This is a genomic window from Actinomadura rugatobispora (genome assembly GCF_042656285.1).
Classification (GTDB): domain Bacteria; phylum Actinomycetota; class Actinomycetes; order Streptosporangiales; family Streptosporangiaceae; genus Spirillospora; species Spirillospora rugatobispora.
In genome coordinates this window covers 16,722-29,501 of sequence record NZ_JBHSON010000074.1, presented here as the reverse complement: position 1 = coordinate 29,501, position 12,780 = coordinate 16,722, and the positions used below count along the sequence as shown (strand labels likewise).

The window sequence follows — 12,780 nt, the reverse complement described above, 5'->3', positions numbered from 1 at the left end:
AGGGTGCTCCGCTCACAGGACGGCGATCGGGTTGATGGGGCTGGCCGTGCCGCCCTCGATGCGCAGCGGCGCCGCGACGAACAGGAACTCGGCCCGGCCGGCCTCCGCCAGTTCCTCCAGCCAGAGCATCTCGGCGAGGTACACGCCGTGCCGCCACAGGAGGATCATGTGGAGGTCGTCGGCGAGGTCCTCGTCGGCGAGCTGCCGCGCGTTGAGGCCGCCGATCGCGGCGTTGTCGGCGGCGACCACGCACACGTCGCGGGCGGCGAGCCAGCGCCCGCCGTCCGCCGACAGGCCGGGCTGGCCCGCCCAGTACCCCTCCGGCCCCTCGCTCTGCCAGACGAGCGGCCACCCCGTGCGGACCACTGCCACGTCCCCCGGACGCAGTTCGACCCCTGCCTCGTCCAGGCATGCCTGGAGTTCGTCGGGGCCGATGCGGTCGTCCACGGCGAGGTGGGGGACGCCCTTGAGCCGCGGTATGTCGAACAGGACTCCCCTGGCGACGACGGGTCCGGCCTTGTCGATGCCGCAGCGTCCTGCGCCGTACGATCGGACCCTGTCGGCGGAGTGGCCGTTGTAGAGGCGGTCCCCCGACCACATGTGGCACAGGGCGTCCATGTGGGTGGTGGTGCCGTGCGGTGTCACGACCAGGGCGTCGTCCGCCATTTTCAGGCCCGCGCCCACGGCCCTGGTACCGGCGGCGTAGTCTCCTCCGTCCACCGACATGAAGTGCTGCGGCAGCGGCCGCCCCCGCAGGTGCGGGACGGTCGTGGGGGCGGGTGAGGAGGTGGCCCCGCGGATGGGCAGGGACAGCTCCAGCACGCGCCCCTCGCGGACGCACCCGGCGGCGGCCGCGACGACCTCGGGGGTGAGCAGGTTGAGGGCGCCCCGCTCGTCGTCGTGACCCCACCGTCCCCAGTTATCGGATTCATCGAGCATCATTCGGTTTCAGACCTTCCAGTGAGAGGACCGCAAATGACGACTGTCGAGGGCACGTGCGATCCGGCCTTCTCCGGCGTGCGGGACGTCTTCGAGCGGAACTTCGCCGAGGGGCGCGAGCTCGGGGCCGCCGTGGCGGTGTACGCGGGCGGCCGCAAGGTCGTGGACCTGTGGGGCGGTGTCGCCGACCGCCGCACGGGCCGAGCCTGGGAGGCTGGCACCCCCTGCTTCGCCTTCTCCTGCACCAAGGCGCTGACGGCGACGGCCGCGCTGCTGCTGGCCGAGCGGGGCGCCTACGACGTGGACGGGCCGGTGACCGACTGGTGGCCGGAGTACGGCGCGCGCGGCAAGGAGGGAACGACGGCCGCGCATCTGCTGTCGCACCAGGCGGGGCTGCCCGCGTTCGCCCGTTCCGTCTCCGCCGAGGAGGCCGCGGACGCCCCGGCGCGGGCCGCCGAGCTGGCGGGGCAGGAGCCGGAGTGGACGCCCGGTGAGGGGCACGGCTACCACGCGCTGACGTACGGGTGGCTGGCCGGGGAGATCGTGCGCAGGCTGTCGCCGGGGAACCGCACCGTCGGCGAGTTCGTCCGCGACGAGTTCGCCGGGGACCGCGACCTGTGGATCGGCTCCCCCGACGACGTCATCGAGCGCGCCGCCAAGCTGACCGCCCGGCGCCCCACCGCGTCCAGCGACGCACCCGCGGGCGGCGGCACGACCCCGGGCGCGCCAAGCGGGGACGACAACATCCTCAGCCGCCTGGCCAACGCCTACACCGACCCCGGCAGCGGCTTCAACCGCGCCATCAACAACCCCCACCCTGGGAAGGGCGGTTACAACAACCCCGTGGTGCTGCGGGCGGGCTGGCCTGCGGCGGGGATGCTCACCACCGCTCCGGCGCTGGCCGGTTTCTACCGTGACCTCGTGGCGGAACGGATTCTCAGGCCCGAAACGCTGCACGAGGCCATCAAGCCCAGGGTGAGCGGCCCCGACCGCACGATGCTGGTGGACAGCGCCTTCGGCCTGGGCTACATGCGTCCGGCGATGACGTTCTTCGTCCCCGCGGCGGGACGGGAGTCGGCGTTCGGCCACACGGGTGCGGGCGGCTCCATCGGCCTGGGCGACATCGAGGCGGACCTGGCCGTGGCCTACCTCCCCAACCTGATGGGCGACCAACTGTCCGGCGACCTGCGCGCCTACGGAGTGCTGGAGGCCGCCTACGGCGCGCTCACGCCCTGATCCCCTCAATGCATCGTGATGCCGCCGCTGACCGAGATGGTCTGGCCGGTGATGTACTCGGCGCGGTCGGTGCAGAGGAAGGCGACGAGTCCGGCGATGTCGTCCGGGCGGCCTATGCGGCGCAGCGGGATCTGCTTGGCGAGCTTGTCGAGCAGGCCGGGGTGCTGGTCGGACACCGTCCGGACCATCGGGGTGTCGGTGGGGCCGGGGCAGACGACGTTGCTGGTGACGCCGCCGCGCGCCGCCTCGCGGGCGAGGGTCTTGGCGAACCCGAACAGCCCCGACTTGGTGGCCGAGTAGGCGCCCTCGCCGCCCGACCCGGCGCGCGCGCCGTCGGAGGAGATGAACACCAGGCGCCCCCAGCCGCGCTCGGTCATGGCGGGGAGGAGGGCCCGGGTCAGCAGCATCGGGGCGCGGAGGTTGATCCGCCACATGAGGTCCCAGTGGTCGGGGTCGCTCTCCACGAACGGCCCGACGATGCTGACGCCGGCGTTGTGCACCAGGATGTCGGCGGAACCCGTCTCGGCCGCGAAACGGTCGATGTCGGCGGGGTCCCCCAGGTCGACCCTGAGGGCGGCGCAGTCGCCGCTGAGGGATTTGGCCGTCTCCTGAGCGGCGGGCAGGTCGAGGTCGGCCACGACCACGCGCGCTCCGAGCGCGGCCAGGTCTGCGCATATGGCGCGTCCGATGCCGCCCGCGCCGCCGGTGACCACGGCGGTGCGTCCCGCCAGGGCGGTCCCTTCCATCAGGTCCTCCATGCCGCGATGAGGTCGTCGGTCGTCACCCGGGCCGCCAGCAGGCTGATGGTGTTCGCCATGACCGCGTCCCCGTACTCGGCGGGCATGCCCGCCACCGCGTCGGTCAGCACGACGACCCGGTAGCCCAGGTTCACGGCCTCCAGGCACAGCCCGGGTATGCCGAGGTTGAGGGAGAGCCCCATGACCACGACGGTGCGCGCTCCCAGCGAGCGCAGGGTCTGGTCCAGGGACGTCCCGGTGAACGGGGAGAAGCCGTGGTAGCGGCGGGCCTCCAGGTCGGCGGGGTCGTCCAGTTCGGGGAGGACCTCGACGGCGCCGGTGCCCTCCAGCATGTGCCCTGGGTCGCGGAGCAGCCCCTTGATGAACGGGGCGTTGTCGGTATGGCTGCCCGCCCGGTCGGCGCGGAACGCGGCGGTGCACTGCACGACGCGTACACCCGCGGCGCGGGCGGCGGAGGCGGCGCGCGCGGCGTTGCCGACCACTCCGCGCTCCGCGCAGGTCTTCACCAGCTCGGGGAACTTGGCGAGGTCCCCGACGACGCCGCGCTGCATCTCCATCACCAGCAGCGCGGTGTGCCCGGGTCCGGCCAGTTCGGCAAGATCGATCGCCACATCACGCAATCTAGCACTTGCTTGGGAGTCTGTCCGGGGGCGGAACGGTAGCGTTCCCTGCATGGAGGTACGCGACCTGCATCCGTGGCCCGGCACCCCCGAGGAGGCCCGGGCGATCCAGGACCGGCTCCGTCCCCTGCTCGACCTGGACGACCCCGCCCCCGTCTCCCCGCGCACCGTCGCCGGGCTGGACGTCTCCTACGCGGGCGACGGCCGCGACGACGGGACGGCCGCCCGCCTGGCCGCCGCCGTCGTGGTCCTGGACGCCGGCTCCCTGGAGGTCGTGGAGGAGTCGGTCGTCACCGGCACGGCGGCGTTCCCGTACGTGCCCGGCCTCTTCGCCTTCCGCGAGCTGCCCGCGCTGGTCGAGGCGCTGCGGCGGCTGAACACCGTGCCGGACCTGCTGGTGTGCGACGGCTACGGGCTGGCCCATCCGCGCCGCTTCGGCCTGGCGTGCCACCTGGGGGTGCTGACCGGGCTGCCGTCGCTCGGGATCGCCAAGAGGCCGTTCGTGGGCGCGTACGACCCGCCCGGCGAGGAGCGGGGCTCGGCCGGGCCGCTGCGCGACGGCGGCGAGGTGGTCGGGCGGGTGCTGCGCACGCGGCAGGGCGTCAAGCCGGTGTTCGTGTCCGTGGGCCACCGCATCGGGCTGGACGAGGCGTGCCGGGTCGCGCTGGCGCTGAGCCCGGAGTTCAGGCTGCCGGAGACGACCCGCCGCGCCGACCGCCTGTCCCGCGACGCCCTGGCCGGCCTGCTGCCGTCCTGAGGTGGCCGCGCGGCCGCGGAGCGGGGTATTGTCCGTCAACCAAGCGTGCGCTAGGTTGGCTCGCGATGGACCAGCCGCGCCCCGTACCAGCGCCGAACCCGCGCACCGAGCCCTACTGGGCCGCCTGCGGGCGCGGTGAGCTGGCGCTCCAGCACTGCGCCGGATGCGCGCGGTACGTGCACTTCCCCGAGCCCCGGTGCCCCTACTGCGGCGCCGCCGACCTGCCGTACGCGACGGTGGGCGGGCGCGGGACCGTGCACACCTTCAGCGTCGTGCACCGCTCGTTCCTCCCCGGCTTCGACCCGCCCTACGTCGTCGCGTGGATCGACCTGCCCGAGGGGGCCCGGGTCTTCGGGGACGTCACCGGCTGCCCGCCCGAGTCCGTACGGATCGGGATGCCGGTGGAAGTGCACTTCGGCGAGCTCGAAGGCTTCGGCCCGATCCCCCACTGGAGGCCCGCGTCATGACCCGGATCGGCAATGTCCTCTACGGCGCCAGGGACGTGGAAGAAGCGGTCCGCTTCTACCGCGACGCCCTGGGGCTGGCCGTGAAGTTCCAGGACGGAAGCCGGTTCGCGGCACTGGACGGAGGCGGCACCACCTTCGCCATAGCCGGCCCTGAAGAGGACGTCACCGGGGGCGAACCCGCCGTGTCGTTCAAGGTGGACGACGTCGCGGCCATGGCGGACAAGCTCACCGCGGCGGGCGCCAGGCTCGTCCGCGGCCCGGAGGAAGGCCCCCACGAGGTGCGGGCCGTGTTGCGCGACCCCGCGGGAAACCCCTTCGTCCTCTACGCAAGCCGCACCTAGACCCCCTCACCCCCACACACGGCCCCTTGTGACCACCCGGCAAGGAGACGAGCCATGGCGCGAGTGAACTCCCCCTACAGCAACTACGCCCACGCGATCCTGACCGCGAACGCGCTTCGCGCCCCCGACCGGACGGCGCTCACCTACTGCGGCGAGCAGAGCTTCACCTACGACCAGCTCAACCGGAAGGTCAACCGGGTCGCGCACGCGCTCCTGGCGGCGGGCGTCGAGCCCGGCACCCGCGTGGCCTCCCTCATGAACGAGACGCTGCACGTCGCCGAGGTCTACCTCGCCCAGATGAAGATCGGCTCGGTGGTGGCCGCGCTCAACCCGTACTGGCCCGCCGACACGCTGCGGCAGGTCGTGGAGCACTCCGAGTGCACCGCGTTCGTGTACGACGCCACCGTCGAGAAGCTGATCGAGGAGATCCGGCCGGAGTTGCCGGGCGTCAAGCTGTGGCTGCGGGTGGGCGGCCCCGCCGAGAGCTCGGTCGACCTCGACGCACTGGCGGAAACGGCGAGCGAAGCCGAGCCGCCGCTCGGCGGGTACGGCGACGACCTGTGCGCCCTCTACTACACCTCCGGAACCACGGGCCTGCCCAAGGCCGTCATGCACACCCACGCCAGTTCGCTGGCCAGCGCCCAGATCTGGCTGGACGTCGACCGCGACCAGGACTCGGTGATGGGCACCGGCGCCATCATCTGGGGCATCGGCTTCCCCGCCCTCGTCGGCCCGGCCTTCTACGCGGGGATGACGCTGGTGCTGGAGCAGGACTGGGGGCCGTCCAACTTCCTCAAGGTCGTCCCGAGGGAGAAGGTCACCCACGTCAGCCTGATCCCCAGCTTCTTCTCCGCGCTGCTCGGCTCCGACGAGCACGAGGGCGTCGACCTGTCGTCCCTCAAGGCGATCGTGCTGGGCGGCGAGCCGCTGCTGCCCGCCCTGCGCGAGCGCATCATGAAGCGGGTGCCCGGCTCGGCCATCTACAGCTACTACGGGCAGACCGAGGCCCCCTACACCTGCTTCGGGCGCCATGACGACGGCAGCCAGGACATCTCCTCGGTCGGCCGGGCGCGGATGTCGTGCGCGGTGCGGGTCACCGACCCGTCCGGCGCCCGGGTCGTCGGCGAGGTCGGCGAGATCAACCTCAACGGGCCCAACGTCATGGCCGGCTACGACAAGCAGCCGGACAAGACCGCCGAGGTGCTGCGCGACGGCTGGTACGTCGGCGGCGACCTGGGCCGGATGGACGAGGACGGCTTCGTGTACGTGCTGGGCCGCCGGGAGGACTCCATCCTGAAAGGCGGCCAGTGGTCCCAGCCCGTCCAGATCGAGGAGGCGGCGATCGAGGTCGACGGCGTCGCCGAGGCCGGCGTCGTCGGCGTCCCCGCCCACCCGGAGGGGCAGGACGCGGTCGAGCAGAAGATCCTCGTCGCGGTGGTGCCGCGATCGAACACCTCCCTGGACGCCGACGCGGTGAAGGCCGCGCTGGCCGGCAGGCTGCCCGCCCACCAGGCGCCCGACACGGTCGTCGTCGCTTCCGAGCTGCCGCACACCCAGGACGCCTCGGGCGGCCCCGGCAAGCTGCTGCGCCGCGGCATCCGCGACCAGTACGCCGACCGCGTCCGGTGAGCACGCAGCCTGAGCACGCCGTCAAGGAGTGGATCTCCGGGTTCGGCGTGAACGTGCCGCGCGGCGCGACCGCCCCGGACCCGGCGTCCCTCCAGGCCGCCGCCGCCGGCCTGGCGCCGCCCCTGGTAGTGAAGGCGTACGGCCCCGGACTCCTGCACAAGAGCGACGCGGGCGCCGTCCGCCTCGGCCTGGACTCTCCAAGGGCCGCGGCCGAAGCAGCAGCAGAGATGCTGGCGCGCGGCATCGTCCCGGACGGTTTCCTGGTCGAGGAGCAGGCGGACTCGGGCGTCGAGGTCATCGTGGGCGCCGTGCGCGACCCCGCGTTCGGTCCCGTCCTGCTGGCCGGGCTGGGCGGGGTCTGGACGGAGGTGCTGCGGGACACGGCGCTGCGCCTGTGCCCGATCACCGAGGCCGACGCCCGCTCGATGCTGGACGAGCTGCGCGGCCGGGCCCTCCTGGACGGCTTCCGAGGCGGCCCGCCCGTCGACAGGGACGCCCTGGTCAAAGTCCTGCTGGCAGTAGGCGGCCCAGGCGGAGTCGTCGAATCCCTAGACAACCGACTCACCGAGTTCGAACTCAACCCGGTCATCTGCGGCCCCTCCGGAGCGGTAGCCGTAGACGCCCGCCTCCTCACAACCGAAGAACCCCCCGCCCCCTCCCAGAAAACCCGTGACACGGACTTCGAGCGACTCTTCGCCCCCCGCGGCGTGGCCGTCGTCGGGGCGTCCACGAAGAGGCCCGGCTTCGGGAACATGTTCCTGAACTTCTACAAGGCCGCCGGTTTCACGGGGCGGCTGGTGGCCGTCCACCCGACCGCGCCCGACATCGACGGCGTGCCCTGCGTGCCGTCCCTCTCCGGGGCGGACGTGGACTACGCCCTGGTCGCGGTGCCCGCCGCCCGCTGCGCCGATGTCGTACGGGAGGCGGCCGGGATCCCCTTCGTCCAGGTGATGAGCGGCGGATTCCGCGAAATGGGCGAACCCACCCTCGAAGAGGACCTGCTCGCCGCCGCCCAAACCGCAGGCGTGCGTCTCCTGGGTCCCAACTGCATGGGCGTCTACTCTCCCGCGGGCGGCCAGACGTTCCTCGGCGGCGCCCAGGGACGTCCCGGGCGGATCGCGGTGGTCTCGCAGAGCGGCGGCCTCGCGGGCGAGGTCATCAAGGTCGGCGAACGGCGCGGACTGGCCTTCTCCAAGGTCGCCACCGTCGGCAACAGCGCGGACGTCACCCCCGCCGAGCTGCTCCGCTTCCTCGCCGCCGACGACGACACCGCCGTGATCGGCCTCTACCTGGAGGACCCGCGCGACGGCCGCGGCCTCTACGAGGCGCTCACCACCCTACGGAAACCCGTCGTCGCCCTGGTCGGGGGACGCAGCGGGCAGGGCCGCAAGGCCGCCGCCTCGCACACCGGGGGAATGATCAGCGACACCCGCGTCTGGTCCGCGCTGGCCGAGCAGACCGGCATCACCCTCGTCACCAGCCAGGACGACCTGATCGGCGCGCTGGACCTCCTCGACCTGCACGCCCAGCGCCCCGCGCCCGACAACCCCGGCGTCCTCGTCATCGGCCCCAGCGGCGGAGCCAGCGTGCTAGCGGCCGACGTGTTCGACACCGCCGGCCTGGACTTGTCCCCCCTCCCCGCCCCCGCAACCGCCGCCCTACGCGACCTCGGCCTAGGCGCGGGCAGCTCGCTGGCCAACCCCCTGGAAATCCCGGTCGGCCCCCAGGGCAACCCCGAACTCATACAGCGCGCGGTAACGGCAATCCTGGCCGCCCACCCCTACCCGGACGTCATCGCACACGTCAACGTGCAGAGCTTCTTCACCTTCGGCGACAGCGCCGACCCCCTCCTCGCGTACACGCGCAGCGTCGGCGCCCTGCAACAGGAACTCGCCGCCACCCGGATCACCCTCGTCATCCGGAACGCCGAATGCGCCCCACCCGGCGTGGAGGACGCCGTCCGGGAGCTGGCGCGGGCATCCGGCGTACCGGTCTACAGGAACATGGAAGCCGCCTCGGTGGCGGTGACCGCGGGCAAGAGGAGCGCGCATGGGACAGCTTGACGGCAAGGTCGCCCTGATCACCGGCGGCGCGCGGGGCATGGGCAAGGCCCACGTCCGCCGCTTCGTGGACGAGGGCGCCAAGGTCGTCTTCGGGGACGTCCTGGACGAGGAGGGCGCCAAGCTCGCCGCCGACCTCGACGGCGCCGCCTACGTGCACCTGGACGTCACCGAACCCGCCGACTGGGAGGCCGCCGTCCGCGCCGCCGTCGACGCGCACGGCGCCCTGCACGTCCTGGTCAACAACGCCGGGATCATGAAGCACAAGACCATCGAGGAGATGACCCTCGAGGAGTGCCGCCGCATCATCGAGGTCAACCTGGTCGGCCAGTGGCTCGGCATCAAGACCGCGACCCCGGCGCTGCGCGACTCCGGCGGCGGCTCCATCATCAACGTCTCGTCCACCGAGGGTTTCATCGGCGCCGCCGGGATGTCCGCCTACAGCTCCAGCAAGTTCGGCGTGCGCGGCCTCACCAAGTCCGCCGCCCGCGAACTGGGCCAGTACGGCATCCGCGTCAACTCGATCCACCCGGGCGGCATCATCACCGCCATGTCGATGCAGCACGACGTCGTCGAGGCCACCGCGCACCGCGCCGAGGCCATCCTCGACAACCTCCCCCTCCGCCGCCTGGGCGGCACCAAGGAAGTATCCGGCCTGCTCGTCTTCCTGGCCTCCGACGACTCCTCGTACTGCACCGGCAGCGAGGTCCTGGTAGACGGCGGCCTGGTCACAGGCTTCTAGCAGGCCACCGCTCCGTCCACCCCTCGACCGCCTCAAGCTGTGCGGCCAGCGAGATCAACATCGCCTCGTCCGAGTCATGCCCCAGCAACTGCGCCCCAATGGGCAGACCCCCCTTACTCAGCCCGGCAGGCACGTTCACCCCGGGCCACCCCAGCACATTCCAGGGCCACGCATAGGGACAGGCCGCCGCAACGCCTCCTTGCGTCTTGCGCCACCCCACCCCCTCGTACTCGCCCACCCGCAAGGGCATCTGCGCAGTAGTAGGCGTAAGCACAACATCGGCATACCGAAAAATGCGCCCCACCCTCCTCTGCAACCGAGGCTCCAACCACTTCGCCACAGGCAGCAGCCTCCGCCCGACAACCCGCCCCAAACGCGCCTCTGCAAGCGTCCGAGCCTCGAACACACCCTCCTCCATCGCCTCAACCCAGTCCGCCACACCCGCCGTCCCCCGCGGCACAAGGCCCAGCCCCACGGGCCCATAGTCGGGATCGGCGGGAAACACCTTGTGCCCCAACGCGGTCAGCCTCCGCGCAACCCGTTCAACGGCCCCCCGTATCTCCGGATCCAGCTTCCCCCCGAGCGCCATCCGGAACGAAACCGCCACCCGCAACCTCTGAGGCTCAACCCGCGCAGCCTCCTCAAAAGACTTAACGGGCGCATCCAGCCGATGCACATCCTCCGGATGACTCCCCGTAAGCACGTCCAACAACAACGCCGCATCCCCCACACTCCGCGCCAGCGGCCCATAAACCGTCAACCCGTAAAACGGATCGGTGTGCGGATAGCCCGACACCCTCCCCCGCTGGGGCTTGATCCCCACCAGCCCGCTCCAGGCCGCCGGAATCCGGATCGACCCCGCCCCGTCCGACCCCACCGCCCCCGCGACGATCCCCGCAGCCACCGCCGCCGCACTCCCACCCGAAGACCCACCAGGCGTACGGGCAACATCCCAGGGATTGCGGGCACACCCGGTAGAAGACTCACTGAACGGCCACAACCCGACCTCACACGTGGTCGTCTTCCCGACGATCACCGCCCCCGCCTCCCGCAACCGCCGCACCACCTCGGCATCCCTCTCAGCCACGGGATGCCGCCCCCCAACCGCAAACGGCGTGGTCTCCCCAGCCAGATCCGTATCGTCCTTGATCGCGACCGGCACCCCCAACAACGGCAGCCGCTCCCCCGCCCCCAACCGCCGGTCAGCCTCCCGAGCCTCTAGAAGCGCCGCCTTGTGACGCACCACCCGAAAGGCCCCCAAATCACACCCCTCCTCGGCGGCCTCCAACGCCGAGGCAACGAGCTCCTCCGCCGAAACCTCACCCCGCCCCAACGCCACCGCCTGCTCCCGCAACCCGAGCACGCACAACCCCTCTCGTTCGTTCGAACGAACGATACGCTGGACGTCTCCGATGCGAAAGACTGTGCGACCGTGACCACACCCCGCGAGCGGATCCTGCAAGCCGCCCTGCGCCTGATCGGCGAGCAGGGCGTCGGCGCCGTGACCAACCGCGCCGTGGCGCGCACGGCCGGCGTCTCCCTCGGCTCCCTGACCTACCACTTCCCGAGCCAGTCGGATCTCCTCCGCGAGGCCCTCCAGACGTTCGTGGACGGCGAGATAGCCCGCGTCACCGCCCGCGCCGCCCGCCTCCACGGCGCCGGCCCCGACCAGGCCGCCGACGAGGTCGAGAAGGCCATCGTCGACTTCGCCCACGGCCCGGAGCAGATCGCCAACCTCGAACTCCACCTGCACGCCGCCCGCGACCCCGCCGTCCAGGCCACCGCCACCCGTTCCGTGGAGGCCTACGACCGCCTCGCCACCGCCATCCTCGACACGCTGGGCATCCCCGACCCCGAACGCCACGCCCCCGCGGTCGTCACGATGCTCTACGGCCTGGCCGTCCGCCGCCTGGCCACCGGCGACACCTCCGCCACCGGCACCGCCGACGCCCTCCGCCTCCTCCTGCGGGGCGCCCTCCCCTGAAAAGGCTTCTGGCCCGTACGGCCCCAGAGCGGGGTTACAAGGCCGTACGAGCCAGAAACCAGTCTCAATCAGGAACCTCAGTCGGAACCTCAGCCGACGTTCGCTCTGCTTCCGCCTGTGCACCTCCGCCGTGTCTCCGATGTGACACCCAGAACGCTAGATCCCCCCACCCCCCACCGGAACTCCCTTAAGCCTCACTTAGGGAACCCCTGAGTCAGCCTTATTCGCGCCCCGTCCGGCACCGTCCGGGGAAGTCGACCAGGGAGCCGCTCACCTGCGAAAACAAGGGAAGGAGCCCACGGGACCAGTCCAGGCCCGTCCAGCACCGTCGCATCAAACCGACTGACGCTGGCTCCCCGGATTGGCTCCCGTGGCTCCCCCCTCTCAGCAGGGAGGAGGCCACACCCATGGCCCTAGAAATCACCGCAACCAGGATGACCGCCACAGCAGCCGGCAAGGTCATCGTCACCGCCACGCGAACCGACTGTGGTTGGCACGTCACCACATGCCCACGCCCCGTCGACCGCAACACCGCAATCACGGCCCTGATGCTCGCCGAACGCCTCATCACCCACGGCGAAGACGACCCGTGCGCCCAGGACCTGCGACGGGAGCTGAGCCGTGACTGACCGCCTCATCCGCATCACAACCGCGCTCGCCGTGGTGGCGGTAGCCACGGTGGCAGCCGTCATCTCGTACCGCCACGCCTACGAACTGGTCCACTCCCACGGCGAGTCCGGCCCAACGGCACGCCTCGTCCCGTTCACAGTTGACGGCCTCATCTGGGCAGCCTCCATGGTGATCCTGGACGCCAGCCGCCGAAAGCACCCCGCACCACCGTTGGCCAAGTGGAGCCTCGCCGTAGGCATCGTGGCCACGGTAGGCGCCAACGTGGCGCACGGCGCGACCCACGGCCCCATAGGCGCGATAGTCAGCGCCTGGCCGGCCCTCGCCCTCGTCGGGAGCTTCGAACTCCTGATGACCCTCACCCGCGCCGCAGCCAGCCCAGACCTCACCCAGAACGAGCAGCGCACCGAAGTGGAGCAAACGCCAGAAGAAGCGGTACTGCACGAGTACAGGGCGAGCCTGGACGGCCCAGGCCGTCCCCTTTCCCAGCGCTACCTAGCAGAGAAACACGGCATCGACCGCCGGAGGGTCAAGCGGGTCATCATGAACACGAACTCGGAGCCGATCTAGAGATACAAGGCTGCACCGCTGACGCACAGGAGGCCTCGGCGGTGCAGCCC

General features: G+C 71.6%; 14 protein-coding genes. 10 read left to right on the top strand and 4 right to left on the bottom strand.

The window, feature by feature from the left end; genetic code table 11:
* Window positions 1–12: 12 nt before the first annotated feature.
* Window positions 13–939 (bottom strand): cyclase family protein, encoded by a 927-nt coding sequence (locus tag ACFPZN_RS39360; RefSeq protein ID WP_378287692.1) that lies wholly within the window; start codon window positions 937–939, stop codon window positions 13–15.
* 36 nt (window positions 940–975) lie between these two features.
* Here ACFPZN_RS39360 and ACFPZN_RS39355 point away from each other — a divergent pair, with 36 nt between their 5' ends.
* Window positions 976–2,175, top strand: coding sequence for a serine hydrolase domain-containing protein (locus ACFPZN_RS39355; protein WP_378287667.1), 1,200 nt, complete (start codon window positions 976–978; stop codon window positions 2,173–2,175).
* A gap of 5 nt (window positions 2,176–2,180) precedes the next feature.
* On the opposite strand, the gene ACFPZN_RS39350 is transcribed toward ACFPZN_RS39355, so the two are convergent.
* Window positions 2,181–2,921 carry an SDR family NAD(P)-dependent oxidoreductase gene (locus tag ACFPZN_RS39350; RefSeq protein WP_378287665.1) on the bottom strand — a complete coding sequence of 247 codons (741 nt, stop codon included), beginning with the start codon at window positions 2,919–2,921 and terminating at the stop codon, window positions 2,181–2,183.
* Window positions 2,921–3,544 carry an isochorismatase family protein gene (locus tag ACFPZN_RS39345; protein WP_378287663.1) on the bottom strand — a complete coding sequence of 208 codons (624 nt, stop codon included), beginning with the start codon at window positions 3,542–3,544 and terminating at the stop codon, window positions 2,921–2,923. The genes ACFPZN_RS39350 and ACFPZN_RS39345 overlap by 1 nt, the downstream gene beginning before the upstream one ends.
* Before the next feature lie 61 nt (window positions 3,545–3,605).
* Here ACFPZN_RS39345 and ACFPZN_RS39340 point away from each other — a divergent pair, with 61 nt between their 5' ends.
* The 6 genes from ACFPZN_RS39340 (at window position 3,606) to ACFPZN_RS39315 (ending at window position 9,549) form a co-directional block, all read left to right on the top strand.
* On the top strand, window positions 3,606–4,310 hold the full coding sequence (locus ACFPZN_RS39340; protein ID WP_378287661.1) for an endonuclease V: 705 nt from the start codon (window positions 3,606–3,608) through the stop codon (window positions 4,308–4,310).
* A 65-nt stretch (window positions 4,311–4,375) separates the two neighbouring features.
* On the top strand, window positions 4,376–4,777 hold the full coding sequence (locus ACFPZN_RS39335) for a Zn-ribbon domain-containing OB-fold protein (RefSeq protein ID WP_378287660.1): 402 nt from the start codon (window positions 4,376–4,378) through the stop codon (window positions 4,775–4,777).
* A complete protein-coding gene (locus tag ACFPZN_RS39330; protein WP_378287659.1) occupies window positions 4,774–5,118 on the top strand; it encodes a VOC family protein in 345 nt (114 codons plus the stop codon). Before ACFPZN_RS39335 ends, ACFPZN_RS39330 begins: the two co-directional genes overlap by 4 nt.
* A 54-nt stretch (window positions 5,119–5,172) precedes the next feature.
* A complete protein-coding gene (locus tag ACFPZN_RS39325; protein WP_378287658.1) occupies window positions 5,173–6,747 on the top strand; it encodes a class I adenylate-forming enzyme family protein in 1,575 nt (524 codons plus the stop codon).
* Window positions 6,744–8,810: an acetate--CoA ligase family protein gene (locus tag ACFPZN_RS39320; RefSeq protein WP_378287656.1), complete on the top strand. Its 2,067-nt coding sequence runs from the start codon at window positions 6,744–6,746 to the stop codon at window positions 8,808–8,810. Before ACFPZN_RS39325 ends, ACFPZN_RS39320 begins: the two co-directional genes overlap by 4 nt.
* On the top strand, window positions 8,797–9,549 hold the full coding sequence (locus tag ACFPZN_RS39315) for a glucose 1-dehydrogenase (RefSeq protein ID WP_378287655.1): 753 nt from the start codon (window positions 8,797–8,799) through the stop codon (window positions 9,547–9,549). Before ACFPZN_RS39320 ends, ACFPZN_RS39315 begins: the two co-directional genes overlap by 14 nt.
* On the opposite strand, the gene ACFPZN_RS39310 is transcribed toward ACFPZN_RS39315, so the two are convergent.
* Complete coding sequence (locus ACFPZN_RS39310; protein WP_378287654.1) at window positions 9,536–10,912, bottom strand: amidase; 1,377 nt, start codon at window positions 10,910–10,912, stop codon at window positions 9,536–9,538. The genes ACFPZN_RS39315 and ACFPZN_RS39310 overlap by 14 nt on opposite strands.
* 69 nt (window positions 10,913–10,981) lie before the next feature.
* Between ACFPZN_RS39310 and ACFPZN_RS39305 the strand changes: the two genes are divergently transcribed.
* The 3 genes from ACFPZN_RS39305 (at window position 10,982) to ACFPZN_RS39295 (ending at window position 12,730) form a co-directional block, all read left to right on the top strand.
* Window positions 10,982–11,533: a TetR/AcrR family transcriptional regulator gene (locus tag ACFPZN_RS39305; RefSeq protein ID WP_378287652.1), complete on the top strand. Its 552-nt coding sequence runs from the start codon at window positions 10,982–10,984 to the stop codon at window positions 11,531–11,533.
* Window positions 11,534–11,940: 407 nt separating this feature from the next.
* Window positions 11,941–12,162 carry a hypothetical protein gene (locus tag ACFPZN_RS39300; protein WP_378287650.1) on the top strand — a complete coding sequence of 74 codons (222 nt, stop codon included), beginning with the start codon at window positions 11,941–11,943 and terminating at the stop codon, window positions 12,160–12,162.
* Window positions 12,155–12,730, top strand: a complete 576-nt coding sequence (locus ACFPZN_RS39295) for a DUF2637 domain-containing protein (RefSeq protein WP_378287649.1) — start codon at window positions 12,155–12,157, stop codon at window positions 12,728–12,730. Before ACFPZN_RS39300 ends, ACFPZN_RS39295 begins: the two co-directional genes overlap by 8 nt.
* Window positions 12,731–12,780 lie beyond the last annotated feature (50 nt).